Genomic DNA, 26728 nt, shown 5'->3' with positions numbered 1-26728 from the left:
CCGATCAGGCTCCCTGCAGGCGCGCCGCCTGCGCGTCATATTCGCGAACGGCCGCCGCATCGCGCAGACTCAGATCCGGAAATTCGGGATCGGAACCTACTTCCGGCAATACGCGCCACGAACGCGCGCATTTGCGGCCTTCGGCACGTTTCGGCACCACGGCGACACCCGGCACATCGTCGAGACGGAAGGCCGCGGCCGGCCCCTCGCCTTCGATCAGCGATGCCTGGCTGGTGATCGCCAGTTCGGCGAGATCGACGCCGCGCATCGCCGCCAGAAGTTCCGCATTCGAGACATGCACATCGGGCGCGGCTTCGAGGCTGGCGCCGATGCGCTTTTCGCGGCGCTCGACTTCGAGGGCGCCGGTGACGACGCGGCGCAGCTCGCGCACCTTGCGCCATTTGTCGGCCAGCGCCTCGTCGCGCCACGCCGCCGGAATTTCCGGGAAGGTGCGCAGGTGAACCGAAGCGTCATCGGACGGGAAGCGCGACAGCCAGACTTCCTCGGCCGTGAAACACAACACCGGCGCGAGCCAGGCGGTGAGGCAGGAGAAGAGTTCATCCAGCACCGTGCGGCAGGCGCGGCGGCGCAGGCTCGACGGCGCGTCGCAATAAAGCGTGTCCTTGCGGATGTCGAAATAGAAGGCCGAGAGATCGACATTCATGAAGTTCGACAGGGTATGCGTCACACGCTTGAAGTCGTAATCGGCATAGGCCTTGCGCACCAGTTCGTCGAGCTCGGCAAGGCGATGCAGGATCGAACGTTCGAGTTCCGGCATGTCGGCGACGGCAACACGCTCATCGTCCGAGAAGCCCGCCAGATTGCCGAGCAGGTAGCGGAAGGTGTTGCGCAGCTTGCGATAGGCCTCGACATTCGATTTGACGATTTCGTTGCCGATGCTGTGGTCTTCCCAGTAATCCGTCGAGGCGACCCAGAGGCGCAATATGTCGGCGCCGTTCTGTTTGACGATGGCCTCGGGCTCGATCGCGTTGCCGAGCGACTTCGACATTTTGAGGCCCTTGTCGGTCAGCGTCATGCCATGCGTCAGCACCTGTTTGTAGGGCGCGCGGCCGCGGGTGGCGCAGCTTTCCAAGAGCGAGGACTGGAACCAGCCGCGATGCTGGTCGGAACCTTCGAGATAGAGATCGGCGGGCGACGGGAGCCCTCGTGCTTCGAGCACGAAGGCGTGGGTCGAGCCCGAATCGAACCAGACATCGAGAATGTCGGTGACGCGCTCATAGTCGTCGGCATTGTATTCATTGCCCAGAAAGTCGCTTGCCGGATGTTCGAACCATGCGTCCGCGCCTTCCTTCGCCACCGCTTCGACGATGCGGGCGTTGACTTTCGGATCGCGCAGCAGCGATCCGTCCGATTTGTTGACGAAGAGCGTCAGCGGCACGCCCCAGGCGCGCTGGCGCGACAGCACCCAGTCGGGCCGCGTTTCGACCATCGCATAGATGCGGTTGCGATTGCGCGCCGGCACCCAGCGCACTTTTTCGATTTCTTCCAAAGCCACCTGACGGAAGGGCTTGCCGCCCGCCGCCTCGATCTTTGCGTCCATCGCCACGAACCATTGCGGCGTGTTGCGGAAGATCAGCGGCGCCTTGGAGCGCCATGAATGCGGATAGGAATGCGTCACCTTGCCATGCGCGAGCAACGCGCCGGCCTTTTCGAGTTCCTCGATCACGGCGGCATTGGCGTTGCCTTCCTTGCCCTGCCGCGTCAGCACGAATTTGCCGGCAAAGAGCGGCACGTGATCGTAATAGGCGCCTTCCTCGTTGACGGTTTCGGGAATGTCTTTCGAGCCGAAATTCTCGACCCAGATCATGTAGTCGTCCTGGCCATGGCCGGGCGCGGTGTGGACGAAGCCGGTGCCCGCTTCTTCGGTCACATGATCGCCGGCGAGGAGAGGTACGCCGAAGTCGTAGCCCTGACCATTGAAAGGATGCTTGCAGACAACTCCTCGCAGCTCTCCAGCCTTTACGTCGCGCAACCGCGTCCATTCCTCAATCTTTGCGTCCTTCTTCACCTGTTCGGCGAGCGCGTCGGCCAGCACCAGCTTCTCGCCCGTCGCCTTCACTTCATAAAGCCCATAGGCGATGGCCGGTGAAAAAGAGATCGCGCGGTTGGCGGGGATGGTCCAGGGCGTCGTCGTCCAGATGACGATGCATGAACTGAGTAAATCCATGTCCATCTTTGCGCCATCTCTCGTGACGGTTTGGACAGGGAACCTCACCCAGATCGTGTGGCTGGTGTGGTCGTGATACTCGACTTCGGCTTCGGCGAGCGCGGTTTTCTCGACCACCGACCACATGACGGGTTTCGAGCCGCGATAGAGCGAACCGTTCATCAGGAATTTCTGGAACTCCTCGACGATCTTCGCTTCGGCATCGAAGGACATGGTGAGGTAGGGATTGTCCCACTCGCCGGAAACGCCGAGACGCTTGAACTCCTCGCGCTGGACATCGACCCAGTGTTGCGCGAATTCGCGGCATTCGCGGCGGAACTCGAGCGGCGGCACCTCGTCCTTGTTCTTGCCCTTCTTGCGATACTTCTCCTCGATCTTCCATTCGATCGGCAGGCCGTGGCAATCCCAGCCCGGAACATAGGCCGCGTCCTTGCCCATCATCTGCTGCGAGCGGACGACGACGTCCTTCAGGATCTTGTTCAGCGCATGGCCGATATGGATGTTGCCGTTGGCATAGGGCGGGCCGTCATGCAGCACGAAGGTCTCGCGGCCCTTCGCTTCTTCGCGCAGGCGCTTGTAGAGGCCGAGCTTCTCCCAGCGCGCCAGCCATTCGGGCTCGCGGACGGGGAGGCCCGCCTTCATCGGAAAATCGGTCGTGGGCAAAAACAATGTGTCGCGGTAGTCGCGGCCGGGCTCGTCGGCGGCGGCCTGATCGGGAGACTTGGTATCGGTGGACATGGGACGCCCTGGCTATTCGGGGTTGCGCGATCTTCGGGAACAGTGCACCCGGCTCGTGCCGCGCGGGACCGTGCGGTCCCTCAGCAGCAGGCCGGGCCTGTAATTCGCGCGTTTATGGCGGGGCGGAGCCCGCGAAGGCAGACGGTTTTCATGGCCCGAGTTTCTAGCAGCCGGTCCCTTAACAGTCCAGTAAAGGCCCGCCTTCGACGGCGGGCTTCCGGGGGCCGGCGCGGCTCTCTATAGTCCGGCCATGCGCTTCATCCGCCGCCTCCCCGCCCTGCTGCTTCTCCTGCTGCTGCCGCTTGCGCCAGCCAGCGCCCGCTGGGAGGGAAGCCCGACGCTTGAGCGGATTGCTGCGGCCGGCGAGGTTCGCGTCGGTCTCAGCGGCGACTACAAGCCTTTCTCCTGGGAAGAGCCTGAAGGCCATTTCGAAGGGCTCGATGTCGACCTGGCCGAAGCGCTGGCGGCCGATCTCGACGCGCGGCTCGTCATCGTCAGGACGAGCTGGCCGACGCTGATGGAAGACCTCGCGGCGGGAAAGTTCGACATCGCGATGGGCGGCATTTCGATCACCGAGGCGCGGGCGGCGAAAGCGTTCTTCACCGATCCGATCCTCACCGACGGCAAGGCTCCGATCGCGCGCTGCGAAGACGCAAAGCGCTTTCAGGCGCTGGCCGAGATCGACCGCGACGGCGTGACCGTGATCGTCAACCCGGGCGGCACCAACGAACAATTCGCCCGCGCGAACATTTCCCGCGCGACGCTGATCCTGCACACCGACAATGCGACGATCTTCGAGGAGATTGTCGAAGGCCGCGCGGATGTGATGATCACCGACGCCATCGAGACGCGGATCATGGCGCGCGAGCATCCCGAACTCTGCGCGATCAATCCCGACAAGCCGTTCACGCGCGCCGAGAAAGCCTATCTCCTGCCGCAGGACGAAGTGTTCAAGACGCGGGTCGACGACTGGCTCGGCCGGTTGGAGGCCATCGGCGCGTTGCAGCAGATCATTCGGAAGTGGGTGGAGTGAAATTCCGGCAAAGCCAAAACTGAATATGTCATTCCGGCGAAAGCCGGAATCCATCCGACTTGCGGCATAGGCCCATGGACCCCGGCTTCCGCCGGGGTGACATCTCTATTTTATTTGAAACGCTGCATCACGCCGGAATGATCCGCTCCACCGCGCGGGCCTTCAGCGCCAGTTTGCCGTCGCCATTGGTGAATGTGGCTTCAACGTAAGCCTGCGTCTTCGAGACGTTCAACACATGCCCCTCGCAGGCGAGGATTCCTTCCGTCACCGGACGAAAGAAATGCATCTGAAGATCGGACGTCGTGAAATTCTGTTCATCCTTCAACATGGTCATCAGCGCGAAGGAGCAGGTCTGGTCGGCGAGCGTCGCGAGATAGCCGCCGAAGACGGCGACGGGATTGAGAAACGCGGGATCGACCGGCCAGTCGTAGCGGATGCGGCCCGGTTCCAGCACGGTGAGTTTTCCGGCATAGAGTTTCAGCGCCGCGACATGCGGCGGCGCCTTTTCCATTTCGCCCGCCGCGATGCGTTTCAGAATGTTCGACCAGCTCGGCATCAGCTTTCCGTCTTCTTCGTTATGGCCGCCGCGTCGGCCAGCATTTCCGGCAGTCCGATCAGTTCGTTGTAACGCTGGAAGGTGACGCGCGGTTCGCCCTCGGCCAAGCCCTCGCCTTTCAGCAGCGTCGCGTACACGCCTTCGAGCCGCGCGGTGACGGCAAGCAAGGCCGATACGGGGAAGAGCGCGATCTTGTAGCCGAGTTCTTCCAGGGCCTTTGCGCCGAGATAAGGCGTCTTGCCGTCCTCAACGATGTTGGCGACAAGCGGAACGCCCTTGAATGTTGCCGCGACTTTTTGCAACTCGGCTTCATCGCGCGGCGCCTCGACGAAAAGAATGTCGGCGCCGGCTTTCAAAAATGCCTCGCCGCGCCTGAGCGCCTCGTCGAGATCATGCGTCGCGCGCGCATCCGTCCGCGCCATGATCTTGAAGCCGCGGCTCGCGCGCGCCTCCGCTGCGGCGCGGATTTTCGCCGCCGCTTCGGCCAGCGGCACGACTTCCTTGCCTTCCATATGACCGCAGCGTTTCGGCGAAACCTGATCCTCGATCTGGATACATTGCGCGTGCGCCGCCTCGTAGGCATGCGTCAGCCGCGCGGCGTTCAACGGGCCGCCATGGCCGTTGTCGCCATCGGCGATCAGCGGCACGGGAAAACACGCGCCCGCAATCGCGCGCACACGCTCGGTCATTTCGGCCGCGCTCACCAACCCGATGTCGGGCAAGCCGAAGCTTGCTCCCGATACGCCGAAGCCCGTCATGTAAACGACTTGTGCGCCCGCCTTCGCCGCGAGCTTTGCCGACAGTGCGTCATAGGCGCCGGGCGCGACGACGATGCCGGGGCGGGCAAGAAGCTGGTCGAGGCTTTGCGGCATGGACATCGGCACTCAGAAACTCGGCGGGGTGCAGGCCGAGACGACCACGCAGTCGACCGTGCCGGGATTGCGGAAGCGGTGCGGCAGGCGCGAGTCGAAATAATAAGCGTCGCCCGTCACCATCCGCCGGACCTCGCCGCCCACCGTCAGTTCGAGCACACCCGAAACGACGATGCCGCATTCCTCGCCGGTGTGGGAAAGCATTTCGTCGCCGGTGTCGGCGCCCGGCGCATAACGCTCGTGCATCATCTGGATGGCGCGGCCGCGCGTGTCGCGGCCAACAAGACGAAAGCTGACGGCGCCGTTCGCGATTTCGCGCAGCTCCTTTGCCTGATAGAAAACCTTCTTGCGCGGCTTCAGTTCCAGCGTCAGGAAATCCGCAATCGAGATCGGAAAACCGTCCAGCACCTTTTTCAGCGAGCCGACCGAGGGGCTGATGCGGTTTTTCTCGATCAGCGAAATCGTGCCGTTGGTGACGCCGGCGCGTTTGGCGAGTTCGCGCTGCGAAAGACCGTGCATCTTGCGCAATTCGCGCAGGCGGGCGCCGACATCGGGGCCTTTCTGTTCGCCCTCGACGGCTTCGACCGGCGGCGCGGAACTGTGGGCGCGGCGGAAATCTCCTGTCATTTGTTTAAGATAGTTTACAGCCTGCACCGAGTCACGCCGAAGAATGCTTGCTTTCGCGCGGCAGTGGATTTTCAATCGTGCAATATTGCAATCATGCAACGGCGGTCACGCGACGCATCCGGAGTCCTTGCGACATGAACACCCTGACACCGAACGATCTTGAGGCCTTCTGGCTGCCGTTTACGCCGAACCGGCAGTTCAAGCGCGAGCCGCGGCTGATCGCGCGGGCGAAGGACATGCATTATTACAAGCCGGACGGGACGGCGGTGCTGGACGCGACGGCAGGCTTGTGGTGTTCGAATGCCGGGCATTGCCGGGCGCCGATCGTCCGGGCGATCCAGGAGCAGGCCGGCGAGCTCGACTTCGCGCCGTCGTTCCAGTTCGCGCATCCGAAGGTCTTCGAACTGGCGGGCCGGATCGCGGCGCTGGCGCCGAAGGACCTCGATCATGTGTTCTTCTGCAATTCGGGATCGGAGGCCGCCGACACGGCGCTGAAAATCGCCATCGCCTATCACCGCGCCAATGGCGAAGGCGCGCGCACCAGACTGATCGGCCGCGAGCGCGGCTATCACGGCGTCGGCTTCGGCGGCATTTCGGTCGGCGGCATGGTCGCCAACCGCAAATTCTACGGACCGCTGCTCGCCGGCACCGATCACCTGCCGCATACCTATAACCGCGCCGAGCAGGCCTTCACCATCGGCGAACCGGAATGGGGCGCGCATCTCGCCGACGAATTGCAGCGCATGGTCGAGCTGCATGACGCCTCGACCATCGCCGCCGTCATCGTCGAGCCGATGGCGGGCTCGACCGGCGTGCTGCCGCCGCCGAAGGGCTACCTCAAGCGGTTGCGCGAAATATGCGACAAACACGGCATTCTTTTGATTTTCGACGAAGTCATCACCGGCTTCGGACGGCTCGGCCACGCGACGGCGGCGGAGCGCTTCGGCGTGACACCCGACATCATGACGTTTGCGAAAGGCATCACGTCGGGCACCGTGCCGATGGGCGGCGCGATCGTTCACAACCGTATCTACGAAGCGTTCCAGACCGGACCCGACCACGCGATCGATCTTTTTCACGGCTACACTTATTCGGGTCATCCGCTGGCGGCGGCGGCGGCGCTGGCGACGCTCGATCTTTACCGCGACGAAGGCTTGTTCGAGCGGGCGAAGAAACTCGAACCGCATTTCGCGCAAGCCGCGATGTCGCTGAAGGGTCATGCGATGGTGCTCGATGTGCGCACCATCGGGCTTGCGGCGGCGGTCGATCTCGCAGGCGTCGACGGACTGCCCGGCAAGCGCGGCTTCGATGCGATGCGCGTGGCGTTCCATGAAGAGAACATGATGGTGCGCGTGTCGGGCGACTCGATCGCCTTCTCGCCGCCGCTGATCGTCGAGCCGGACCAGATCGACGACATTTTCGCGCGCTTCAAGCGGGTGCTCGACAAGGTGAGTTGAAGGTCCGAAAGGGCATTTGTGACAGTGTTTGTGACAGCGAAAACCCCTCTCTGTCACCGAACTGTCACAAAACTGTCATGAATCGCATCCGGCGGCTTCGCGAGAACGCGGAGTGTTTAATATCCGGCGAATCCGGCGCGGGGATAAGTTCTCCAAAAATAAAACTTGTCCCCGGTTTGGGAGAGAGGGCGGTCAGGCGTCGTTCTTGCCCGATTTCTTCGCCGATTCGCGCTCGGCCCAGCCGTAGATGCCTTTCGACATCAGCGAGAGTTCGGATTTTCGGCGCGCGCCATAGACGGCGGCGCGGGCGGCATGGGCTTCGCGGTTTTCGGGTTCGGCCAGCGCGGCGGCTTCGACCAGATGACAGGCAAGGCGCATGTCGGCTTCCGTTCCCGCCGCCGCCAGTTCCTCCGCCCGCTGAACAAGACGCGCGACGCCGCCGGCGAGCGCCGCCATTTCGCGGGCCAGCGCCGCGTCGGGCGCCGGCTTGAGGTTCGCCGGGTTGCCGTCGTACCAGCCGCCATAGAGACGCCAGATATTGTGCAGGATGAATTCGGGTTCGTCATAGACGGGCTTGAGATACGGCTTGTCCATGTAATGCGCGGGCAGCTTGACGCCGTGGACGATGTCGTCGAGGCGGGCGCCTTCGTTCATCATGTCGAGGGCGCGGGAAACGAGAAACTCAAGCGCCGAAGCGATCGTGTCGAGGACGCCGGCGATGCGCGCCTTGCCGGCGATCGGCAGGCCATGCGCGGGGAGCAGCAGCTCCGGCTCGCGGGCGGCCATTTCGCGCAGGGCCTTCGCCCATTCGAGCGGATAGCGCTGAACTTTCTGCGGGTTGCCGGCATTGGGGAAGACCCAGGTGACGAAATCGCCGGAGCAGATCGCCTTGTGCTCGGGCACCCAGGCCCAGAGATGGTCGTCGGTCTCGCCGATCGCGTGATAAAGCTCGAAGCGGGTGTCGCCGGCGCGGAACTCCATCCGTTCACGGAAGGTCGTGTCGGGCTCGACCCATGGATCGGGACCGAAGCGGCGCGGGCCCGGCGTCCCCTGCCCGCCCATGCGGAGTTCGGTTGCCGGCGCGAATTGCCGGGCGTTGATGGTGAAGTTGTAGCCGTTGGTCAGTTCGTAGCGGCGAAAGCGCGGGCTGACATTTTCATGTGCGAGGATTTGCGGCCGCCGCGCGCCCTTGTCGCAGGCCTCGCAGAGAAAGGCGCCGGTGCCGCCGACATGATCGGCATGGCCATGGGTGTAGCAGATGTGGGAGACGGGCTCCTTCGTCCAGCCGCGCAGCGATTTCAGCACGCCCTGGCCGAAGGCTTCGAGGCTGGTGTCGAACAGCACCAGCCCGTCGCCGCTCTTGAAGGCGACAACATGCGAGAAGGCCTCGATCAGCGCGACGCCCGGCGCGATTTCCGACAGCTCGGTGGTCGGCCGGTTGACGAGACCGGCGCCTTCGTAAATGTCGTTGTCGATGTAGCGCGCGGATGTCGCCAGAAGATCGGCCATGGGGTGCTCCCTCGGGTTTTGCGGCAGCGTCGGCCAAGGCGGCGGGTTTGTCGACAGGTTTGAGGGCGGATTCCGCGTGGCGGAAAGGGGGGCAGGCGAAGACGCATCACACCAATGAAGAAGCGCTCCGTCTGCTTCCTACAAAAACTCCGGTGCGCCCGTTGCCCAGCCGAGGGTGAGGGTTCGGCCGTCGGGGAGCGGGCGGGAAAGCGCGCGGCCGCGCGCCGCTTCGAGGCCGAGAAAGGCGCAGAAGGCGGCGAAGGCATCGAACCAGCGATGGTCTTGCGAGAAGGAATGCACGATCATCGCGGCGTGTGCGGCGTTGAAGCGGCGCGCTTCGAGGACTGCTGCCGCCGTCCGGTGAAAGAGCTGATAGTGAAGTTCGGGCGGCGGCGGATAGACGACGCCGAGCATTTTGCAGATTGCGCCCAGACGTTCGACGCGACCCGCGCTTGGCTCGCGCATCCATTCGCCGACGGTGGGGCCGAAGGGTTCGTTGACTTTGGCTTCGACGGCGAGCGCGCAAGTCGCGCCACCGATATCGACAAGCGCGAAGACGTCGCATTGGCTTTCCCGCCGCCCGCCGGGCAGCGCCACCTTGTGTTCGGGGATCGCCAGCAGCAATTGCGCGCCGGGTCCGAGAATTTCGCCGAGCTCGGGCGGCAACCCGCGCGCCGCCTCCCATGAGAGCGCGGCGGCCATGGCGGAGTAGCCACGCTTCCATTGCTTTTCCGGGTCGGCGAGCAGGTGGCGCCAATCATCCGGGCCCGTTGTCGGGATCAGTATGCGGCTCATGAGAACACGCTAGGCGCGGCGGCAAGGCAGCGTCAATCGCGGTTATCAAAGACCCCAACTTTCTCGTGCCGCAAGACGTGGATGGCCCGAATAAATCGGGCCATGACGGTTTGGGGGATGGGGCGTTGCGTTTCTCGACTGGTGGAGCAAGAGGCGCTGCGAGTGGGCCCCGGGGACAAGCCCCGGGGTGACAGTTTTATTTTTCGCGGTCGCTGAAACTCAAGCGGTCGCTCGCAATGACGCGTTGGCGACGCCGCCCTGCCCTATTGCGGCTTCAGGCCGAGCATGCGGGCGATGACCTTGTCGAGGGTTCGTTTGGAGGCGACGGCCATCATGATTTTTTCGGCGAGGCGGCCCTTGACGGCGGCATAGCGGACGCGCGGCTTCGGCACTGTCAGCGCCTTGTGGATCAGGCGGCCGAGCGTTTCGGCGGGGAGGCCCTCGCGGCCCTGCTCGATGAAGACCTTCTGGAATTTTTCGAGGATCGGCAGATAGGGCGAGTTGCCGTAGCGGGCGATGTCGATGTCCTCGGCCTTGTCCCAGATCGCGGTCTTGACCGGGCCGGGGCCGATGACGATGACGTCGATGCCGAACAGCATCAGCTCGCGGCGCAAGGCTTCCGAAAAACCTTCCAGCGCGAATTTCGAGGCCGCATAGGGGCCGATGAAAGGCATGGCGCGGATGCCGCCGACCGAGGAGATGTTGACGATGCGGCCCGGTTTGCCTTTCAACGACTTGTCGGCGCCGAGCAGCGGCGCGAAGGCCTGCGTCACCAGCAGGGGGCCGGTGAGATTGACTTCCATCTGTGTACGGAAATCCGCCGGGTCGACCTCGAGAAGGGGCCCTGAGACCGCGATGCCGGCATTGTTGACGAGGCCGGCCAGCGTTTCGCCTTTCAGCGCGGCGCGGACTTGCGCGGCGGCGGCGCGGATCGCGGCTTCGTCGGTCACGTCGAAGACGAGGGGCGTGAACTTGTCGCCGAATTCCTTTTGCAGCCTGTCGGCGTCTTCCTGTTTGCGGACCGAACCGAAGACGTGGAAGCCTTTTGCGATCAGGACTTTCGTGGCGCCGTGACCGATGCCGGTCGAGACGCCCGTGACGACAACGCTTTTCATGTCTTCCTCCCCAATGACCGAAGAAGCAAAGTTGGTCATTCTCCGTCAAAGATCAAGGTCGTATCTGACCCAGTTTCGCGTCTTGCCGAGCTTGTCGTAGAGGGCGCGGGCGGTGGCGTTGCCTGTGTCGGTCTGCCAGTAGAGGCGGAGCCAGCCTTCGGCGCGGCCGCGGGCGGCGAGCGCCTCGATCAGCGCGCGACCGGCGCCGCGGCCCCGCGCCGCCTCATTCACATAAAGGTCTTCGAGATAACAGACGGGCTTCGGGCTCCAGGTGCCGGCATGCAGGATCGCATGGGCAAAGCCGAGGGGCGCGCCGTCACTTTCGGCGATCAGGCCGATGTGGCCGGGGGCGGGCGCGAGGAACCGCGCCCAGGTGTCGTCGCTCGTTTCGGGCGGGAGCGATGTTTCGTAGAAGGCGAGATAGGCCGCCCACATGACGTCCCATGCCGCGCGGTCGGCGGCGGCGAAGGGACGTGTGCGGATGATGTTTGCGGTTAGCAAGACCTCGGCCTCCTTCCTACCACCCTCCCCTTGGGGGAGGGTCGGAATTTGCGGCGCGTCAGCGCTGCAAATTACGGGGCGGGGTCGCGGCGACTGCCCAGCCCCCGCCCCGAAAAATTCTTCGAATTTTTCGACCCGCCCCCCAGGGGCGGGTGGAAGAAAAGCATGCTCGACTACGACGCGGTGGCGCCGCCGTCGATGACCATGGTCTGGCCGGTCATGAAGGCGCCGGCGGGGCTTGCCAGGAAGACCGCGGCGCCGGCGATTTCGTCGGGCATGCCGATGCGCTTCAGGGGCGCGCCGGCGGTGGAGCGTTCGAGGATTTCGGGATTGTCCCAGAGCGCTTTTGCGAAATAGGTCTTGATGAGGCCGGGCGCGATGCAATTGACGCGGATGTTCTGCGGCCCGTATTCGACCGCGAGGTTGCGGGCAAGCTGCATGTCGGCGGCCTTCGAAACGCAATAGGCGCCGAGGATCGGCGAGCCGCGCAAGCCGCCGATGGAGGAGACGATGGTGATGGAGCCCTCTTTGCGCTCGACCATTTGCGGCAGCACCATGTGGGCCAGCCAATGGTTCGACTTGATGTTGGCGCCCATGATCTTGTCGAAGGCGTCGTCGGGCAGGTCCTTCGAGGGACCGAAATAGGGATTGACCGCCGCGTTGCAGACGAGGCTGTCGACGCGGCCCCATTTCTTCATCGTCGTGTCGACGAGGCGCTGAAGATCCGATTTTTCGGAAATGTTGCAGGGGACGGCGATGGCGCTGCCTGCGTATTTCGCGTTGATCTCGCCGGCGACCTTGTCGCAGGCGTCGCCCTTGCGGCTGGAGACGACGACCTTTGCGCCATGCTCGGCCATGCGGTGGACGATGGCCTCGCCGATGCCCTTGGTGGAGCCGGTGACGATGGCGACCTTGCCGGTGAGATCGAAGAGCGACATGAGGATGTTTCCTTTCCGGTCCCGCTCCCGCCTCGTTTTCGGGCGTGGATTCGGGGTTTTATCGGTCATTGGGCCTAGTTAAATGACGTTCCCGCCGGTCGCGCGGTTTGCTAGGATGGCGGCGACCGACGGGGTATGGGGTCTTTTACACTATCGCATCCGGAATCCATAAGGCCGCGCTCCCGACGCGAGCTTTCACGGAGGACGGGCCACCTGAAACAGGATCGGAGCCACAACATGCTGCTGAAGAAATTTGCCGCGCTTGCGCTTGCCGCAACGTTCGGCCTTGCCGCCTGCACGACGCAGGACCCCTATACCGGCGAAGACAAGACCAGCAAGGCCACATACGGCGCGCTGGGCGGGGCCGTGCTCGGCGCGCTTGCCGGCGGGCTGATCGGCAAGGGCGACGCCAAGGACCGGCGCCAGCGGGCGCTGATCGGCGCGGGCGTCGGCGCGCTGGCGGGCGGCGGCATCGGCTACTACATGGACCAGCAGGAAAAGGAACTGACGCAGCGCCTGCGCGCCTCGGGCGTCAGCGTGACGCGCGTCGGCAACGACATCATCCTCAACATGCCGGGGAACGTCACCTTCGCCACCAATTCGTCCGACATCAATGCGCGCTTCTACGAGGTGCTGAACTCGGTCGCGATCGTGCTGAAGGAATACGACAAGACGCTGATCGACGTGACGGGCCATACGGACTCGACCGGCTCGGCACAGTACAACATGGAACTGTCGCAGCGGCGCGCGCAGAGCGTGGCCGGCTATCTGATCGGACAAGGGCTCAACGGCCAGCGCTTCTATGTGGTGGGTGCCGGCCTGACGCAGCCGATCGCCGACAACAACACGGCGGCGGGGCGCGAACAGAACCGGCGCGTCGAAATCCGGCTGATGCCGCTGACGACGAGCTGATTGCGGTTTCATCCGTACAAGGAAGGCCCGGCGGAGACGCCGGGCCTTTTTATTTTGGTGAGGGGCTACGGCGCGGGGAATTGCGTCAGGGGATTATACGGCATGTCGGTGTTTCCGTAGTCGATGCCCATGCGGGTCAGTTCCGACGTCACCTGCGAACGGTGATGGGTGGCGTGGTTGAAAAGCTGCGCCCACCAGAAGCTGCGCGGCAGGCGGCGGCCGGACGGCATGACGATGATTTCGTCGAACCATTGGGGCGGCGCGCCTTCGCAGCGCGTGCGGAACGCCGCATCCATCTTCTGGCGCGCAGCACGGAGAGGCGCGAATTCGGTTTCGATGCGGCGGTTGGCATCGAAAGCCGACGGCATTGCGCCCCCGTCGATGTAGGCGAGCAGATGCGTCTCGACCATCAGCATGTGATCGAGGGTCGCCAGAATGTCGCCGAAGAACATGCCGCGATCGCGCGCGATCTCTTGCGGCGCGAGACCGGCGACGATCCCGTAAAGCTTCTCGTTCTGCCACTGATTGTAGCGCGCAAGCTCGACCGCAATGGGGCCGTAGCCGCTCACGGCAGCAGCTTTTCGATTTCGGCGACGAGGCCGGCGTCGAGCGGGCTCACCTTGCTCGCATAGATGTCGACAAGTTCGCCCGAAGGGCCGATCAGATATTTGTGGAAGTTCCAGCGCGGGCGCGCATCCTCGCCGGCGGTTTGGGAAATCCAGAGATAGAAGGGATGGGCGGCGGCGCCCACAACCTGCTGCTTCGCCGTCAGCGGGAAGGAGACCGAATAATTGACCTCGCAGAAAGAAACGATCTCTTCCTCGGTGCCGGGCTCCTGCGCACCGAAATCGTTGGACGGCACGCCGATGACGGTGAGGCCGCGGGCGCGGTAGCGCTCCCAGAGGCCCTGCAACTCGCGATATTGCGGCGTGAAGCCGCAACGGCTTGCCGTGTTGACGATCAGAACCGGCTTGCCTTCGAAGCGCGACAGCGGCAGCGCCTCGCCGGCGGCGGTCAGGAATTCGAATTGATGCGCGGACATTTCGGGAGGCCTCCTCGCCTTTTCATTAGCGGGCATTATAGCATGGGCGCCAATCTTGTCCTTTTGGGACGGCGAGGGAGACGGGTTTCATGTGCGATACGCTGGTGGCGCGGCCGGGGACGACGGCGACGGGTGCGCTTTTGTTCGCCAAGAATTCCGACCGGGAAGCCAACGAGGCGCAGTATCCGCTGTTCGTGCCGGCGGCGGCGCATGAGCCGGGGGCGATGCTTGCTTGTACCTATATTTCGATCCCGCAGGCCCGCCACACCCATGCCGTCCTGCTGTCGCGGCCGTTCTGGATGTGGGGCGCCGAGATGGGCGCCAACGAACACGGCGTCGTGATCGGCAACGAGGCGGTGCATGCGAAGATCGCGCCGCAAGGGGAGCCGGCGCTGATCGGCATGGACCTGTTGCGCCTCGGGCTCGAGCGCGGCGCGAGCGCGGCGGAGGCGCTCGACGTCATCACATCGCTGCTCGGCGAATTCGGCCAGGGCGGGAACTGCGCGCATAAAGGCCGCTTCGAATATCACAACTCGTTCATTATCGCCGATGCGGCGGGCGATGCCTTTGTGCTCGAAACGGTCGGGCGCGAATGGGCGGTGGAGCGGGTGAAAGACCGCCGCAGCATTTCGAACGCTTACACGATCGGGCGCGATTTCGAACGGTTGAGCGACGGCGCCGAACGGCTCGCGCAGGCGCATGGGCTGACGCCCGAAGGTCAGGATTTCGACTTCGCCGAGGTCTTTGCCAATCGCAGGCGCTCGGCGCTGGCGAGCGGGCATCAGCGCTGGTGCCGGACGAGCGCGCTGCTGAACGCGAGGTCGGGCGGCATCCGGGCCGCCGACATGATGCGGTTTCTGAGGGATCACGGCGCGCAGGCCGCGCGCAATCCGCGCTGGCGGCCGGACGGGATTCTCGGCGGGGCGGTGTCGGCGCATGCGACCTATGGGCCGGTGCGGCGCTTCGGGCAGACGACGGCGTCGTGGGTGGCGGAACTCGGCGAGGGGCGGGCCGTGCACTGGCTGACCGCGACGGCGGCACCGGACACCGGGATTTTCAAGCCGGTGTTTTTCGGGCCGGGTTTCGAAGGCGCGGGGCTGCCCGATTTCGGCCCGGCCCCCGGCGACGCGTTCGACGCACGGACGCGCTGGTGGCGGCACGAGCTTCTGCACCGGGCGGTGCTCAGGAACTATCCCGAAAGGCTGGCGGCTTTCGCGGGCGAGCGCGACCGGCTGGAGGCATCGTTCGTGGCGCGGGTCGAGGCGCTGCTGGCGCGGGGCGGCAGCGCGGCGGAGGCCGGGGCGCTTGCCGCCGCGATCTGGCGGGAGGCGGACGCCGCCGAGGAACGGTGGCTCAGCAAGGTGCGGGCGGTGCCCGAAAACCCGGCCTTTCGGCCGTCCGCGCCGATGGCCGCGCATTGGGGGAGCCTGGCGCGGCAGGCGCGGATGCGATGAGGGGGCGCCGCAAGGTTAACCGTTTCTCAAGGGCTCGGGCATAGGGTGAAGATCGAGTGAATCTTCGGGTTTTCCCGGGGGAACGGGGGTCTTTCCATGTCGTCGATCAAACATTCCGCCGCCACGCTGCTTTATGTGCTGCCGTCGATCGGACTTGCTTTCGGGGCGATCGAGCTTTTCGATTTCGATCCGAAACTGGCGGCGCTGGGTGGGCTCATCGCCTGCCTGCTGGGCGCGGAAGCCCATGCCGCGATTTCGCGTTCGATCGAGCGCAAACAGGTGCGTCAGGAATTGCAGGAACTGACCAGCCTTGCCGCCGGGCTGTCGCGCGATCTCGACGACGCGGCCGACAAGATCGTCGAAATGGAAGAACGCTTCGAACGCGAAACGGCCGAGCGGATGGAACGCATCTTCTCGGAAATCCGCGTCATCGAAAGCCTCGTCAAGCGGCTCGCCGAAACGCGCGCCGCCAGCACCGTTGCCGTCGCCACGGAAGCGCCCGCCATCGAAGCGTCGGCGCCGGCGCCCGCCTACACGACGCCCGAAAGCGATGTGCCGCCGCCGGCGCCGGAACGCGGCATCGAGCAGATGGACGATGCCGAACTGCTGGATGCGATCCGCCGTTCGCTCGAAACCAACCGCGTCGATCTCTACCTGCAGCCGGTGGTCAGCCTGCCGCAGCGCAAGGTGCTTTACTACGAAGGACTTTCGCGGCTGCGCACCGACAAGGGCGAACTCATCATGCCGCGCGACTACATGCGCGTCGCCGAGCCCGCCGGGATGATGCCGGCGGTCGACAACATTCTGCTTTTCCGCTGCATCCAGGTGGTTCGCAAGCTCGCGCAGCGCAACAGCAAGGCCGGCGTCTTCTGCAACATCTCGGCTTTCTCGCTGCTCGACTCGGATTTCTTCCCGCAGTTCATCGAATATATGCAGCACAACAAGGATCTGGCACAGCACCTGATCTTCGAATTCAGCCAGATGACGGTGAACGGCGCGGGGCCTGTGGAACAAGCGAGCTTCGAGGCGCTGGCGGCGCTCGGCTTCCGCTTCTCGATGGACCAGGTGACGAGCCTGAAGCTCGACCCGAAAGTGCTGCACGACCGCAATTTCCGCTTCGTCAAGGTTTCGGCGGAGACGCTGCTCGACGGGCGGCAGATGGCGTCGGGCGACATCGAGGCCGGCGACCTGAAGGAACTGTTGCGCCGCAACGGCATTCAGCTCATCGCCGACAAGGTGGAAGCGGAACGCGAAGTTGTCGACATTCTCGACCTCAATGTCGAGCTTGGACAGGGCTTCCTGTTCGGCGAGCCCCGGCCGGTGCGCGAAAGCGCGCTGCGCGAGGACGCCCCGGCGCTTTCGATCGCGGCCGATTGAGGCGTCAGAAGGCTTTCGGCAGACCCGCCTGCTTCAGGATGGCGTTCGCGGTGTGACGGCTGCGGATGTCCGACGACACAACAAAAAATGCTGTTCCGAGACCGGGCTGAACCAGAGTTCGTGACTGCCTTTGGCGGCACGGACATGGCTGCATCCAGCGGCAAGAAGCTTCTCCTTCAACTCACGATCGAAGCTCGCGCCCATCAGTGAGTGGCTTCGAATTTCTCGACGCGATCCGCCATGATGTGGATCGGCGTGGAACTGTCCCATGCGATGCCATTCGCTTCGAGAAGCTCCGGGATGACGGCTTTGGCGCGCTCGATCAGTTGCTCGACGGTTGCGGCCTCGGTGACGAGGCCCGGCAGGTCCTCGCTGGTCGCGATCCAGACCTTCGCTTCCTCATCCCATTCCGCGCGGATTACCAATCGACCAGCCATCAAGGCCTCCTGTCAGGCGGGCGCTTGTGCCGCGGCCATGTGGGCCGACTATACGCCGCCACGGCCGGGACGCCAAAAGTTGACAGGGTGAAGGTCCGGGCTATCTTGCCCCGGCCCCGCCTTGCCATGCCGAGAGGAACCCCATGAGCCTTGCCGATCTGAAGCCCGTCATCGAGGCCGCTTTCGACAATCGCGACGCCGTCAATTTCGAGACCAAGGGCGAAGTGCGCGAGGCCGTGGACGCGGCGCTCAATGCGCTGGACAGCGGCAAGGCGCGCGTCGCCGAGAAGTTCAAGGATGAGTGGGTGGTGCATCAATGGCTCAAGAAAGCCGTGCTGCTCTCCTTCCGCCTCAACGACATGGCGCTGATCGCCGGCGGGCCCGGGACCGACACCAACTGGTGGGACAAGGTGCCGTCGAAATTCGCCGGCTGGGGCGAGAGCGAATTCCGCAAGGCGGGCTTTCGCGCCGTGCCGGGCGCCGTCGTCCGGCGTTCGGCCTATATCGCGCCCGGCGTGGTGGTGATGCCGTCCTTCGTCAATCTCGGGGCCTATGTCGATGAGGGAACGATGGTCGACACATGGGTCACCGTCGGCTCCTGCGCGCAGATCGGCAAGAATTGTCACCTGTCGGGCGGCGTCGGCATTGGCGGCGTGCTGGAGCCGTTGCAGGCGAACCCTGTCATCATCGAGGATAATTGCTTCATCGGCGCGCGCTCGGAAGTGGTTGAAGGGGTGATTGTCGGCGAGGGGGCGGTGCTCTCGATGGGCGTCTTCATCTCGGCCTCGACCAAGATCATCGACCGGGCGACCGGCGAGGTTCATATCGGCAAGGTGCCGCCCTATTCGGTGGTGGTGCCGGGCTCGCTGCCGGGCAAGCCCAATCCGGACGGCTCGCCCGCACCATCGCTTTATTGCTGCGTCATCGTCAAAACGGTCGATGCGCAGACGCGGGCCAAGACCGCGATCAACGAACTTCTGCGCGACTGAACCGCGACCGGGCGGCATTATTTGACGGCGCGGCGGGCGGCGGGCTACCAAGGTGCCATGACCGCACCCGCCACACCCTACAAGCCGCTCGACATTGCCGTCGAACTGATCCGCTGCCCGAGCGTGACGCCCGCCGATGCCGGGGCGCTCGGCGTGCTGGAACGCTATCTGGCGCCTCTGGGCTTCACCTGCGAGCGGATGCGCTTTTCCGACAAGGACACGCCCGATATCGACAATCTCTATGCGCGGTTCGGCAGCGGGCATCCCCATTTCTGCTTTGCCGGTCATACGGATGTCGTGCCGGTGGGCGAGGCTGGCGCCTGGACGGTCGATCCATTCGCGGCGCAGGTGAAGGACGGGCGGCTTTACGGGCGGGGCGCCGCCGACATGAAGAGCGCCATCGCCAGTTTCGTCGCCGCGGCGCAGCGCGTCGTGGCCGAGGGGTTCCAGGGTTCGATCAGTCTGCTGATTACCGGCGACGAGGAGGGACCGAGCATCAACGGCACGAAGAAGATGCTGGAGCGGTTGGCGGCGCGGGGCGAGACGATCGACCATTGCATTGTCGGCGAGCCGACCTGCGTCGACCGGCTCGGCGACACGATCAAGGTCGGGCGGCGCGGCAGCATCAACGGATGGCTGACGGTGACGGGCACGCAAGGCCATGTCGCCTATCCGCAGCTTGCCGACAACCCGGTGCCGCCGCTTCTCGAAATGCTGCGGCGGCTTGACGCCCATGTGCTGGACGAGGGGACGGATCATTTCCAGCCGTCCAATCTCGAGATCACCTCGGTCGATGTCGGCAACACGGCGACCAATGTCATTCCGGGAAGCGCGCGGGCCGTTTTCAACATTCGTTTCAACGATCTCCATACCGGCGCGTCGCTGGAAGCGTGGATGCGGAGCGTCTTCGACGCGGTCGCCGCCGAGACGGGCGCGCGCTACGAATTCAAGGCGGTGACGTCGGGCGAGGCTTTCTTTACCGAGCCTGGAAATTTCTCGGCGCTCATTGCCGAGGCGGCCGAAAAGGTGACGGGCGTCGCGCCCGAACTTTCGACCAGCGGCGGCACGTCGGATGCGCGGTTCATTCGCGCCTATGCGCCGGTCGTCGAATTCGGGCTGACCAACGCGACCATGCACAAGACCGACGAGAACGCCGGCGTCGACGACATTGCGCGGCTCGCCGACATCTATGAGGCGGTGCTGCGCGGCTATTTCGCGGGGCGGGCCGGCGCATGACCAGCGTCAGTGAAATCACCAACGGATTGACCGGCGCGTGGCGGATCGTCAAACGCGAGGAAAGTGCGCGCGAATGTTTCGATCTTTCGGCCGACGGGGCGCTGCGCTCGTTCACGGGCCTCGCGCTTTCGCTTCCGATCCTCTTTTTCACCGCGGCGGCGCTCTGGCAGATCGCGCAATCGGAACTTCAGATTTCGTTCGAGGTTTCGTTCGGCGCCTTCATCGCCGTCGAGATCGTGAGCACCTTGATCTACTGGGCGCTGTTCCTCGCCGCGATGCTGCGCGTCGCGCGGGCGCTCAATCTCGGGCCCAACTTCACGGCCTATCTCATCACCTATAATTGGGGCGTGCTGCTGACTTCGGCGGCTTTCGCGCTGCCGCTGATCCCCTATTCGCTGGGGTTGCTGCCGGCGGGCGGCGCGATGGTGCTGTCGCTGCCGGCGCTGGCGCTGCTCGGCTGGTATCGCTGGCAGATCGCGCGCACCGTGCTCGGCGCCGAACCGGGGCCGGCGGCGGCGATCCTGATTTTCGATCTCGTGCTCAGCCTGTCGATCGACCAGTTGCTGGGGGCGATCTTCCTGACCGGCGGAGGCCTATCCTGAGCGACAACCGGCCCATCGGGGTTTTCGACAGCGGCATCGGCGGCATCACCGTTTTGAAGGCGCTGCGCAAGCGGCTGCCGCACGAGGATCTCGTCTATCTGGGCGACACGGCGCGGCTGCCCTACGGCACCAAGAGCGCGGCAACCGTGACCGCCTATGCGACGCAGGCGACGCGGCATCTGATGAACCATGACGTGAAAATGGTGGTGATCGCCTGCAATACCGCGTCCGCCGTCGCGATCAGGCCGCTGACGGAGGCGCTGAAGCCGCTGCCGGTGATCGGCGTGATCGAGCCCGGCGCGAAAGCCGGCGTCGCAGCGACGAAGAGCGGGCGCATCGGCGTCATCGGCACCGAGGCGACGGTGAAGGGCGGCGCCTATGTGCGCGCGATCCATGCGCTGATGCCGGCGGCGAAAATCGCGCAGGCGCCCTGCGGGCTGTTCGTGACGCTGGCGGAAGAAGGCTGGGTGACGGGCGAGGTCGCCGAGGCGGCGGCGAAACGCTATCTGGCGCCGCTGTTCAAGGGCCGCGGCGCGCCCGATACGCTGGTGCTGGGCTGCACGCATTTTCCGGTGCTGGCGCGCGTCATCGGGAGGGCGGCGGGCAAGGGAGTGAAGCTGGTCGACAGCGCCGCGACGACCGCAAAGGCGGTGGAGGCGGCGCTTGCCGAACGCGGCCTCGCAGCGAAGCGGCGCGGCAAGGGCAAGACGCGCTTCATGGCGACCGACAGCCCGGAGCGCTTCGCGCGTGTCGGCGGGATTTTCTTCGGCGAGAAAATCGCCATGAAGGATGTGGAGCTGGTGGATATCAGGCCGAGCTGAAAGACTCTGGGTTGTTGTTTGGTCGCGCTTCTTTTCGGAAAACCGGATTCCACTTTTCCGAGAAGCGCTCTAGTCGTAATCGACCTGCAACAGATAGAGCCCGTCGGGCGGAGCGACGGGGCCGCAGGCGGCGCGGTCCTTCGCGGCCAACGCTTTCTCGACGTCGCGTTTCGTCCATTTGCCTTCGCCGACCATTTTCAGCGTGCCGACGAAAGAACGCACCTGATTGTGCAGGAAGCTGCGCGCGCGGGCGACGATCTCGATTTCCTCGCCATAGCGCGACACCGAAATTTCGTCGACGGTTTTCACCGGCGACTTCGCCTGACATTGCACCGAGCGGAAGGTCGTGAAGTCGTGATGGCCGACAAGGGCTTGCGCGGCGGCGTGCATCGCATCCGCATCGAGCGGCCGGTTGACCAGCCATGCCTGACCGCGATCGAGCGTCAAGGGCGCGCGGCGGTTGACGATGCGGTACATGTAGTGGCGTTTGACGGCCGAGAAGCGCGCCTCGAAACTGTCCGGCACTTCTTCGGCCGATACGATGGCAACCGGGTGCGGACGCATATGGGCGTTGACGGCGTCGCGCAATGTGTCGGGTGCGACGGAATTTTCGAAATCGACATGCGCGACCTGGCCCAGCGCATGAACACCGGCATCGGTGCGGCCGGCGGCGTGGACCTTCAGCGCCGTGCCGCAAAAGCCTTCGATGCCGGCTTCGACGACATGCTGCACGGAGAGGCCGTTCGCCTGCGCCTGCCAGCCGACGAAAGGCGAACCGTCATATTCGATGGTGAGCTTGTAGCGCGGCATCAGGAGAGGCTCTCGCCGGGCGTGAGCGGGAAGCCGCGCAGGAATTCGCGCGCGCCGACCGGCGACTTGCCGGCGCGCTGGAGTTCTGAAATTTCGAGCGCGCCTTGCCCGCAGGCAACGAGGATGCTGCCGGCGGCGGACAGCACCTCGCCGGGCTTGCCCGAATTGTCGATGGGGCGGGCGCGGAGAATTTTCACGCGGATGCTTTCCGCGCCGCGCGCGATTTCGAAAAACGCGCCGGGCGACGGCGTCAGCCCGCGAATATGGCGGTCGAGCTCGGCTGCGGGACGCGACCAGTCGATGCGCGCCTCGGCCTTGCCGATTTTCTTCGCATAGGTGACGCCTTCTTCCGGCTGCGGCGTTGCCGCAAGGGCGCCGCGCGACAGCGCCGCCAGCACGCGCACCATCGCGCTCGCGCCGATTTGCGAAAGCCGGTCGTGAAGCGTGCCGGCCGTGTCGTCGCCTGCAATGGCGACACGCTCGGCCAGCAGGACGGGCCCGGTGTCGAGGCCTTCTTCCATTTGCATCACCATGACGCCGGTTTCGGCGTCGCCCGCCATGATGGCGCGCTGGATGGGCGCGGCGCCGCGCCAGCGCGGCAACAGCGAGGCATGGAGATTGAGACAGCCCATGCGCGGCGCATCGAGAACCGGCTTCGGCAGGAGAAGCCCGTAGGCGACGACGACCGCGACATCGAGATCGAGCGCGGCGAAGGCCCGCTGCTCGGCCTCGCCTTTCAGCGAAGCGGGCGTGAAGACGGGAAGGCCGTGCGCTTCGGCGAAGCGGTGCACCGGCGACAATTGCTCGGCGAGCCCGCGACCCGCCTTGCGCGGCGGCTGCGAATAAACCGCGACGACCTCGTGGCCGGCGGCGAGAATTTCGGCGAGGACGGGGACCGAGAAATCGGGTGTGCCCATGAAGGCGAGGCGCAACTTGTTCATGTTCCGCCTCCGGCGGGCCGGGCATTCTCCGCCTCCGGCGGGCGGGCGGCGCTCAAGCCGGTTCCTTTTCCTGCAGCTTCTTCTGCTTGATCAGCTTTTTCAGCATCATCGAGCGCTTGACGCGCGAGAGGTGGTCGATGAAGAGGATGCCTTTCAGGTGATCCATCTCGTGCTGGAGGCAGGTGGCGAGAAGCTCGTCGCATTCCTCCTCGCGGATCTCGCCCTGATAGTCGAGATAGCGCACGCGGCAGCGGGCCGGACGCTCGACGTCCTCGTACATGTCGGGCACCGAGAGGCAGCCTTCCTCGTAGACGGCCGTGTCGTCGGAGGTCCAGAGAATTTCGGGATTGATGAAATAGCGCGGCGCGGGCTTTTCGCCGTCGCGCGCGAGGTCCATGACGATCACCTGTTTCGGGACACCGATCTGGATGGCCGCGAGGCCGATGCCCGGCGCGGCGTACATCGTTTCCAGCATGTCGTCCATCAGCGCGCGCAAGCCGTCGTCGACCTTGTCGACGGGCTTCGACACTTCCTTCAGGCGCGGATCGGGCGCCGTGATGATTTCGCGTATGGCCATGGGCCTTCAGATAAGCCGCCGGTGCTTTGGGGTCAAGACGGACGCCCAAAGCCCCGGAATCCGGCCTTTCCGGCTATTCGCAAGCCGCGACGCAGACCTGGTATTCGTTGATCTGGCCGCCGCATGAGCGGTAGCAACTGTGATATTGCGGCTCGCACTGGCTCGACACGTTGCAGGCCGAATAATTGGCCTGTCGCGCCGGCTCCTTCGGCATCGGATATTTCGTCGAATCGGCCGCATGGAGCTTCAGCGCGGTGATGTAGTCGTCCCTGGCTTTCTCGTAGGCACGGTCGGCGCGGCGATCCTCCTTGGCCCGGCACTGATCGGAACGCTGCTTCTCGTCGCGCTGACAGGTTGTTTGCTGCGCCTGACAATTATGGACGCATTGCATGCCGGCTTCGGTTGCCGGCGGCGTGAAATCGCGCCGCTGCTCCATCACCGGACCGCAAGCGAGCAGCACCAATGGAAGCAGCAACGCTGCCAAGCGGTTCATCATGTGAGCTCCACCCCGTTGTTTAATGTCATCAACCCTAGCCGCGCCGATCATAGCCATGGGACGGCCATGGTAAAAAGCCCCTTTTGCACGGAGCGGGAGCGGAATCGGCTATAGTCCGCGGCTGGAGGCACCATGAACGAAACGATTGTCATATTGCTGGTGGCCGTGGCGGCATTGGCGGCCGGGGCGGCGCTGGCGCTGCTGCTGCGCGGACGCGGCGGCGGAAACGAGGCGCTGGCGGCGCTGGCCCGGCAGCAGGCCGAACTTGTGGGGCGGCTCTCGGCCATGGCCGAAACGCAGGCGCAAACGCGGACCGAACTGACGGCGACGATCAACGAACGGCTCGACCAGGTCAGCCAGCGCATGGGACAGAGCCTCGAAGCGACGGCCCAGAAGACCGCCGAGACGCTCGGTACACTGACGACACGGCTTTCGGTGATCGACGAGGCGCAGAAGAACATCACCGAGCTTTCAAGCCAGGTGGTGGGATTGCAGGACATTCTGGCCAACCGGCAGGCGCGCGGCGCTTTCGGCGAGGTGCAGCTCAACGACATCGTCAGCAACGCGCTGCCGCCTTCGGCCTACAGTTTCCAGACGACACTCGGCAACGGCACACGCGCCGACTGCCTGATCCTGTTGCCCAATCCGCCGGGACCTATCGCCATCGACGCGAAATTTCCGCTCGACGCCTATCACGGACTTCGCAACGCAAAGGACGAGGCGGAACGCATAATCGCCGCGCGGCAGTTTCGCGGCGACCTCAACAAGCATGTGACGGCGATCGCCGAGAAATACATCGTGCCCGGCGAGACGGCGGAATCGGCGCTGATGTTCCTGCCGTCCGAAGCGGTCTATGCCGAGCTTCACGCCAATTTTCCGGACGTGCTGACAAAGAGCTATCAGGCGCGGGTGTGGATCGTTTCGCCGACGACGCTGATGGCGACGCTCAATACCGTGCGTGCGGTGCTGAAGGATGTCGAGATGCGCAAGCAGGCCGGCGTCATCCAGAAATATGTGGCGCTGCTGCTGGGCGATGTCGGGCGGCTCGGCGACCGCGTCGGCAATCTGGAACGGCATTTCAGCCAGGCGGAGAAAGATATCGGCGAGATTCGCAAATCGGCGGATGCCATCACCAGCCGCGGCGAGAAGATCGAGGCGGTGGAAATGGGCGAAGAAGACGCCGCCGACGCCCTGCCCGTCGCGTCGCGCGACCTGCTTGAGGGCTGAGCGGGCCTGCACCATTTTCCAACCGGCTTTGCACAAGTTTTTGCGACGACAGGCCGGATTTCTTTGCTAGGCTCGCAGCGAACAGGGACGCCCTTGGGGGGCGCCGACCGGGGCAAGGGGAACGGGCGATGCTGGCCGTCAACGATTTCGTCAATGCGCTGAACGATGTTTTGTGGGGCTGGCCGATGCTGGTCGCGCTGGCGGCGACCGGCGTGTTCCTGACCGTCGGGTTGCGCTTCATGCCGTGGCGCAAGCTGCCCGAGGGCCTCAAACTCTCGGTGCGCCCTTCGAAGGGCGCCGGCGACATTTCTCCCTTCCAGGCCCTGATGACGGCGCTCGCGGCCACTGTCGGCACCGGCAACATCGCCGGCGTCGCGACGGCGATCTATTTCGGCGGGCCGGGCGCGCTCTTTTATATGTGGGTGATCGCGCTTGTCGGCATGGCGACCAAATATACCGAGGCCGTGCTCGCGGTTGCCTATCGCGAGGTCGACGAGCTCGGCAATCATGTCGGCGGGCCGATGTACTACATCAAGAACGGCGTCGGCGCGAAGTTCCCGACACTGGCGCTGGTGCTGGCGCCGGCCTTCGCGATCTTCACCGCCTTTGCCGGCTTCGGCATCGGCAACGGCGTGCAGGCCAATTCGGTGGCGAGCGCGCTGGAATCCAATTTCGGCGTGCCTGTGCTCGTGTCGGGCCTTGTGATGATGGTGGCGGTGGGGCTGGTGCTGATCGGCGGCATTCGCCGGATCGCCGAAGTAGCGAGCATGCTGGTGCCCGCGATGGTCGTCGTTTATATCGGCGGCGCCGTCATGGTTCTCGCGATCAACTACGAAGCCATTCCGGCGGCGCTCGGCCTCGTCTTCTATCATGCCTTCACGCCGACAGCGGCCGAAGGCGGCTTTATCGGCGCCACCGTGATGCTTGCCATCCGCTGGGGTTTCGCGCGCGGCATCTTTTCCAACGAAGCGGGCCTCGGCAGCGCGGCCATCGCCCATGCGGCCGCCAAGACCGACGATCCGATCCAGCAGGGTCTTGTCGGCATGGTCGGCGTGTTCATCGACACGCTGGTCGTCTGCACGCTGACGGGCCTCGTCATCATCACGTCCGGGCTGTGGACCAGCGGCGTCAACGGCGCGGCGCTGACCAGCGCGGCGTTCGGCGCATCCCTGCCCTGGGGCGGGGCGCTGGTCGCCATATCGCTGGCGCTCTTTGCCTTCACGACGCTGCTCGGCTGGAGCTATTACGGCGAGCGGGCGGTGGAGTTCCTGTTCGGCGTCAAGGCGATCTGGCCCTACCGGATCGTCTGGGTGCTGGCGATCCCGGTGGGCGCGGTGACGAGCCTCGAGCTTGTGTGGAACATGGCGGATGCGCTGAACGCGATGATGGCGCTGCCGAACCTGATTGCGCTCTTTATCCTCGCGCCCGCGGTCTTTGCGATGACGCGCAATTACTGGGCGAAAGACAAGTAGGCCGAA

General features: G+C 64.7%; 27 protein-coding genes and 1 pseudogene. 11 read left to right on the top strand and 17 right to left on the bottom strand.

Annotated elements, in window-relative coordinates; all coding sequences use genetic code 11:
- Nucleotides 1–4: 4 nt before the first annotated feature.
- Nucleotides 5–2926, bottom strand: coding sequence for an isoleucine--tRNA ligase (gene ileS / locus KF719_RS12015; protein WP_293508943.1), 2922 nt, complete (start codon nt 2924–2926; stop codon nt 5–7).
- A gap of 250 nt (nt 2927–3176) precedes the next feature.
- Here ileS and KF719_RS12010 point away from each other — a divergent pair, with 250 nt between their 5' ends.
- Nucleotides 3177–3959 (top strand): transporter substrate-binding domain-containing protein, encoded by a 783-nt coding sequence (locus KF719_RS12010; protein ID WP_293508942.1) that lies wholly within the window; start codon nt 3177–3179, stop codon nt 3957–3959.
- Nucleotides 3960–4086: 127 nt separating this feature from the next.
- Here KF719_RS12010 and KF719_RS12005 read toward each other — a convergent pair whose 3' ends face one another.
- From KF719_RS12005 to KF719_RS11995, 3 genes are read right to left on the bottom strand one after another with little or no spacing between them, the layout of a single operon-like run.
- A complete protein-coding gene (locus KF719_RS12005; protein ID WP_293508941.1) occupies nt 4087–4515 on the bottom strand; it encodes a PaaI family thioesterase in 429 nt (142 codons plus the stop codon).
- The gene (locus KF719_RS12000; protein ID WP_293508940.1) at nt 4515–5393 is read right to left on the bottom strand and encodes an isocitrate lyase/phosphoenolpyruvate mutase family protein; all 879 of its coding nucleotides are present in this window, start codon (nt 5391–5393) and stop codon (nt 4515–4517) included. Before KF719_RS12000 ends, KF719_RS12005 begins: the two co-directional genes overlap by 1 nt.
- A gap of 6 nt (nt 5394–5399) precedes the next feature.
- Nucleotides 5400–6014 carry a cupin domain-containing protein gene (locus KF719_RS11995; RefSeq protein WP_293508939.1) on the bottom strand — a complete coding sequence of 205 codons (615 nt, stop codon included), beginning with the start codon at nt 6012–6014 and terminating at the stop codon, nt 5400–5402.
- Between the two features lie 134 nt (nt 6015–6148).
- Here KF719_RS11995 and KF719_RS11990 point away from each other — a divergent pair, with 134 nt between their 5' ends.
- The gene (locus tag KF719_RS11990; protein ID WP_293508938.1) at nt 6149–7471 is read left to right on the top strand and encodes an aspartate aminotransferase family protein; all 1323 of its coding nucleotides are present in this window, start codon (nt 6149–6151) and stop codon (nt 7469–7471) included.
- A gap of 192 nt (nt 7472–7663) precedes the next feature.
- Here the strand turns inward: KF719_RS11990 and KF719_RS11985 are convergent, their stop codons facing one another.
- From KF719_RS11985 to KF719_RS11965, 5 genes are all read right to left on the bottom strand, one after another.
- Entirely contained in the window at nt 7664–8980 is a 1317-nt protein-coding gene (locus KF719_RS11985) for an alkyl sulfatase dimerization domain-containing protein (protein ID WP_293508937.1), read from the bottom strand.
- Between the two features lie 138 nt (nt 8981–9118).
- Complete coding sequence (locus tag KF719_RS11980; RefSeq protein WP_293508936.1) at nt 9119–9775, bottom strand: hypothetical protein; 657 nt, start codon at nt 9773–9775, stop codon at nt 9119–9121.
- 263 nt (nt 9776–10038) lie between these two features.
- Nucleotides 10039–10890 (bottom strand): SDR family NAD(P)-dependent oxidoreductase, encoded by an 852-nt coding sequence (locus tag KF719_RS11975; RefSeq protein WP_293508935.1) that lies wholly within the window; start codon nt 10888–10890, stop codon nt 10039–10041.
- A gap of 45 nt (nt 10891–10935) precedes the next feature.
- A complete protein-coding gene (locus KF719_RS11970) occupies nt 10936–11391 on the bottom strand; it encodes a GNAT family N-acetyltransferase (RefSeq protein ID WP_363318016.1) in 456 nt (151 codons plus the stop codon).
- A gap of 173 nt (nt 11392–11564) precedes the next feature.
- Nucleotides 11565–12329 (bottom strand): SDR family oxidoreductase, encoded by a 765-nt coding sequence (locus KF719_RS11965; RefSeq protein ID WP_293508934.1) that lies wholly within the window; start codon nt 12327–12329, stop codon nt 11565–11567.
- A 240-nt stretch (nt 12330–12569) separates the two neighbouring features.
- Here KF719_RS11965 and KF719_RS11960 point away from each other — a divergent pair, with 240 nt between their 5' ends.
- Nucleotides 12570–13241 carry an OmpA family protein gene (locus KF719_RS11960; protein WP_293510651.1) on the top strand — a complete coding sequence of 224 codons (672 nt, stop codon included), beginning with the start codon at nt 12570–12572 and terminating at the stop codon, nt 13239–13241.
- Nucleotides 13242–13306: 65 nt separating this feature from the next.
- Here the strand turns inward: KF719_RS11960 and KF719_RS11955 are convergent, their stop codons facing one another.
- Nucleotides 13307–13810 carry a DinB family protein gene (locus tag KF719_RS11955; RefSeq protein WP_293508933.1) on the bottom strand — a complete coding sequence of 168 codons (504 nt, stop codon included), beginning with the start codon at nt 13808–13810 and terminating at the stop codon, nt 13307–13309.
- Nucleotides 13807–14283, bottom strand: a complete 477-nt coding sequence (locus KF719_RS11950) for a glutathione peroxidase (RefSeq protein WP_293508932.1) — start codon at nt 14281–14283, stop codon at nt 13807–13809. Before KF719_RS11950 ends, KF719_RS11955 begins: the two co-directional genes overlap by 4 nt.
- An 89-nt stretch (nt 14284–14372) precedes the next feature.
- On the opposite strand from KF719_RS11950, the gene KF719_RS11945 reads away from it, so the two are divergent.
- Nucleotides 14373–15737 carry a hypothetical protein gene (locus tag KF719_RS11945; RefSeq protein WP_293508931.1) on the top strand — a complete coding sequence of 455 codons (1365 nt, stop codon included), beginning with the start codon at nt 14373–14375 and terminating at the stop codon, nt 15735–15737.
- A gap of 96 nt (nt 15738–15833) precedes the next feature.
- Complete coding sequence (locus KF719_RS11940) at nt 15834–17114, top strand: EAL domain-containing protein (RefSeq protein ID WP_293508930.1); 1281 nt, start codon at nt 15834–15836, stop codon at nt 17112–17114.
- A 4-nt stretch (nt 17115–17118) separates the two neighbouring features.
- Here KF719_RS11940 and KF719_RS11935 read toward each other — a convergent pair.
- A pseudogene (locus tag KF719_RS11935) lies at nt 17119–17318 on the bottom strand (type II toxin-antitoxin system HicA family toxin).
- The gene (locus KF719_RS11930) at nt 17318–17551 is read right to left on the bottom strand and encodes a DUF1902 domain-containing protein (protein ID WP_293508929.1); all 234 of its coding nucleotides are present in this window, start codon (nt 17549–17551) and stop codon (nt 17318–17320) included. The pseudogene KF719_RS11935 and the gene KF719_RS11930 overlap by 1 nt, the downstream one beginning before the upstream one ends.
- Before the next feature lie 143 nt (nt 17552–17694).
- Between KF719_RS11930 and dapD the strand changes: the two genes are divergently transcribed.
- Genes dapD through murI form a run of 4 tightly spaced genes read left to right on the top strand, consistent with a single transcriptional unit; the run spans nt 17695 to nt 21199 of the window.
- Complete coding sequence (dapD, locus tag KF719_RS11925; RefSeq protein ID WP_293508928.1) at nt 17695–18540, top strand: 2,3,4,5-tetrahydropyridine-2,6-dicarboxylate N-succinyltransferase; 846 nt, start codon at nt 17695–17697, stop codon at nt 18538–18540.
- 57 nt (nt 18541–18597) lie between these two features.
- Nucleotides 18598–19776, top strand: a complete 1179-nt coding sequence (gene dapE, locus KF719_RS11920; protein ID WP_293508927.1) for a succinyl-diaminopimelate desuccinylase — start codon at nt 18598–18600, stop codon at nt 19774–19776.
- Complete coding sequence (locus KF719_RS11915; protein ID WP_293508926.1) at nt 19773–20378, top strand: hypothetical protein; 606 nt, start codon at nt 19773–19775, stop codon at nt 20376–20378. The genes dapE and KF719_RS11915 overlap by 4 nt, the downstream gene beginning before the upstream one ends.
- The gene (gene murI, locus KF719_RS11910; protein ID WP_363318027.1) at nt 20372–21199 is read left to right on the top strand and encodes a glutamate racemase; all 828 of its coding nucleotides are present in this window, start codon (nt 20372–20374) and stop codon (nt 21197–21199) included. The genes KF719_RS11915 and murI overlap by 7 nt, the downstream gene beginning before the upstream one ends.
- A 69-nt stretch (nt 21200–21268) precedes the next feature.
- On the opposite strand, the gene truA is transcribed toward murI, so the two are convergent.
- From truA to KF719_RS11890, 4 genes are all read right to left on the bottom strand, one after another.
- Nucleotides 21269–22009, bottom strand: coding sequence for a tRNA pseudouridine(38-40) synthase TruA (truA, locus tag KF719_RS11905; protein ID WP_293508925.1), 741 nt, complete (start codon nt 22007–22009; stop codon nt 21269–21271).
- The gene (gene fmt, locus KF719_RS11900) at nt 22009–22950 is read right to left on the bottom strand and encodes a methionyl-tRNA formyltransferase (protein ID WP_293508924.1); all 942 of its coding nucleotides are present in this window, start codon (nt 22948–22950) and stop codon (nt 22009–22011) included. Before fmt ends, truA begins: the two co-directional genes overlap by 1 nt.
- Before the next feature lie 52 nt (nt 22951–23002).
- Nucleotides 23003–23527 carry a peptide deformylase gene (gene def / locus KF719_RS11895; RefSeq protein WP_293508923.1) on the bottom strand — a complete coding sequence of 175 codons (525 nt, stop codon included), beginning with the start codon at nt 23525–23527 and terminating at the stop codon, nt 23003–23005.
- A 73-nt stretch (nt 23528–23600) separates the two neighbouring features.
- Complete coding sequence (locus KF719_RS11890) at nt 23601–24023, bottom strand: hypothetical protein (protein WP_293508922.1); 423 nt, start codon at nt 24021–24023, stop codon at nt 23601–23603.
- Between the two features lie 132 nt (nt 24024–24155).
- Between KF719_RS11890 and rmuC the strand changes: the two genes are divergently transcribed.
- Both rmuC and KF719_RS11880 read left to right on the top strand, forming a co-directional pair.
- Complete coding sequence (gene rmuC / locus KF719_RS11885; RefSeq protein ID WP_293508921.1) at nt 24156–25250, top strand: DNA recombination protein RmuC; 1095 nt, start codon at nt 24156–24158, stop codon at nt 25248–25250.
- Nucleotides 25251–25378: 128 nt separating this feature from the next.
- A complete protein-coding gene (locus KF719_RS11880) occupies nt 25379–26722 on the top strand; it encodes a sodium:alanine symporter family protein (protein WP_293508920.1) in 1344 nt (447 codons plus the stop codon).
- Nucleotides 26723–26728 lie beyond the last annotated feature (6 nt).

The organism is Parvibaculum sp. (genome assembly GCF_019635935.1).
Taxonomy (GTDB): Bacteria; Pseudomonadota; Alphaproteobacteria; order Parvibaculales; family Parvibaculaceae; genus Parvibaculum.
The sequence above is the reverse complement of the archived record's forward strand: the minus strand, read 5'-3'. Positions and strand labels throughout refer to the sequence as shown.

Excerpts from the sequence above, each read along its gene's own strand:
- ileS (WP_293508943.1), bottom strand. The coding sequence starts at position 2,926 with ATGTCCACCGATACCAAGTCTCCCGATCAGGCCGCCGCCGACGAGCCC.
- KF719_RS12010 (WP_293508942.1), top strand. The coding sequence starts at position 3,177 with ATGCGCTTCATCCGCCGCCTCCCCGCCCTGCTGCTTCTCCTGCTGCTG.
- KF719_RS12005 (WP_293508941.1), bottom strand. The coding sequence starts at position 4,515 with ATGCCGAGCTGGTCGAACATTCTGAAACGCATCGCGGCGGGCGAAATG.
- KF719_RS12000 (WP_293508940.1), bottom strand. The coding sequence starts at position 5,393 with ATGTCCATGCCGCAAAGCCTCGACCAGCTTCTTGCCCGCCCCGGCATC.
- KF719_RS11995 (WP_293508939.1), bottom strand. The coding sequence starts at position 6,014 with ATGACAGGAGATTTCCGCCGCGCCCACAGTTCCGCGCCGCCGGTCGAA.
- KF719_RS11990 (WP_293508938.1), top strand. The coding sequence starts at position 6,149 with ATGAACACCCTGACACCGAACGATCTTGAGGCCTTCTGGCTGCCGTTT.
- KF719_RS11985 (WP_293508937.1), bottom strand. The coding sequence starts at position 8,980 with ATGGCCGATCTTCTGGCGACATCCGCGCGCTACATCGACAACGACATT.
- KF719_RS11980 (WP_293508936.1), bottom strand. The coding sequence starts at position 9,775 with ATGAGCCGCATACTGATCCCGACAACGGGCCCGGATGATTGGCGCCAC.
- KF719_RS11975 (WP_293508935.1), bottom strand. The coding sequence starts at position 10,890 with ATGAAAAGCGTTGTCGTCACGGGCGTCTCGACCGGCATCGGTCACGGC.
- KF719_RS11965 (WP_293508934.1), bottom strand. The coding sequence starts at position 12,329 with ATGTCGCTCTTCGATCTCACCGGCAAGGTCGCCATCGTCACCGGCTCC.
- KF719_RS11950 (WP_293508932.1), bottom strand. The coding sequence starts at position 14,283 with ATGTCCGCGCATCAATTCGAATTCCTGACCGCCGCCGGCGAGGCGCTG.
- KF719_RS11945 (WP_293508931.1), top strand. The coding sequence starts at position 14,373 with ATGTGCGATACGCTGGTGGCGCGGCCGGGGACGACGGCGACGGGTGCG.
- KF719_RS11940 (WP_293508930.1), top strand. The coding sequence starts at position 15,834 with ATGTCGTCGATCAAACATTCCGCCGCCACGCTGCTTTATGTGCTGCCG.
- KF719_RS11930 (WP_293508929.1), bottom strand. The coding sequence starts at position 17,551 with ATGGCTGGTCGATTGGTAATCCGCGCGGAATGGGATGAGGAAGCGAAG.
- dapD (WP_293508928.1), top strand. The coding sequence starts at position 17,695 with ATGAGCCTTGCCGATCTGAAGCCCGTCATCGAGGCCGCTTTCGACAAT.
- dapE (WP_293508927.1), top strand. The coding sequence starts at position 18,598 with ATGACCGCACCCGCCACACCCTACAAGCCGCTCGACATTGCCGTCGAA.
- KF719_RS11915 (WP_293508926.1), top strand. The coding sequence starts at position 19,773 with ATGACCAGCGTCAGTGAAATCACCAACGGATTGACCGGCGCGTGGCGG.
- truA (WP_293508925.1), bottom strand. The coding sequence starts at position 22,009 with ATGCCGCGCTACAAGCTCACCATCGAATATGACGGTTCGCCTTTCGTC.
- fmt (WP_293508924.1), bottom strand. The coding sequence starts at position 22,950 with ATGAACAAGTTGCGCCTCGCCTTCATGGGCACACCCGATTTCTCGGTC.
- def (WP_293508923.1), bottom strand. The coding sequence starts at position 23,527 with ATGGCCATACGCGAAATCATCACGGCGCCCGATCCGCGCCTGAAGGAA.
- KF719_RS11890 (WP_293508922.1), bottom strand. The coding sequence starts at position 24,023 with ATGATGAACCGCTTGGCAGCGTTGCTGCTTCCATTGGTGCTGCTCGCT.
- rmuC (WP_293508921.1), top strand. The coding sequence starts at position 24,156 with ATGAACGAAACGATTGTCATATTGCTGGTGGCCGTGGCGGCATTGGCG.
- KF719_RS11880 (WP_293508920.1), top strand. The coding sequence starts at position 25,379 with ATGCTGGCCGTCAACGATTTCGTCAATGCGCTGAACGATGTTTTGTGG.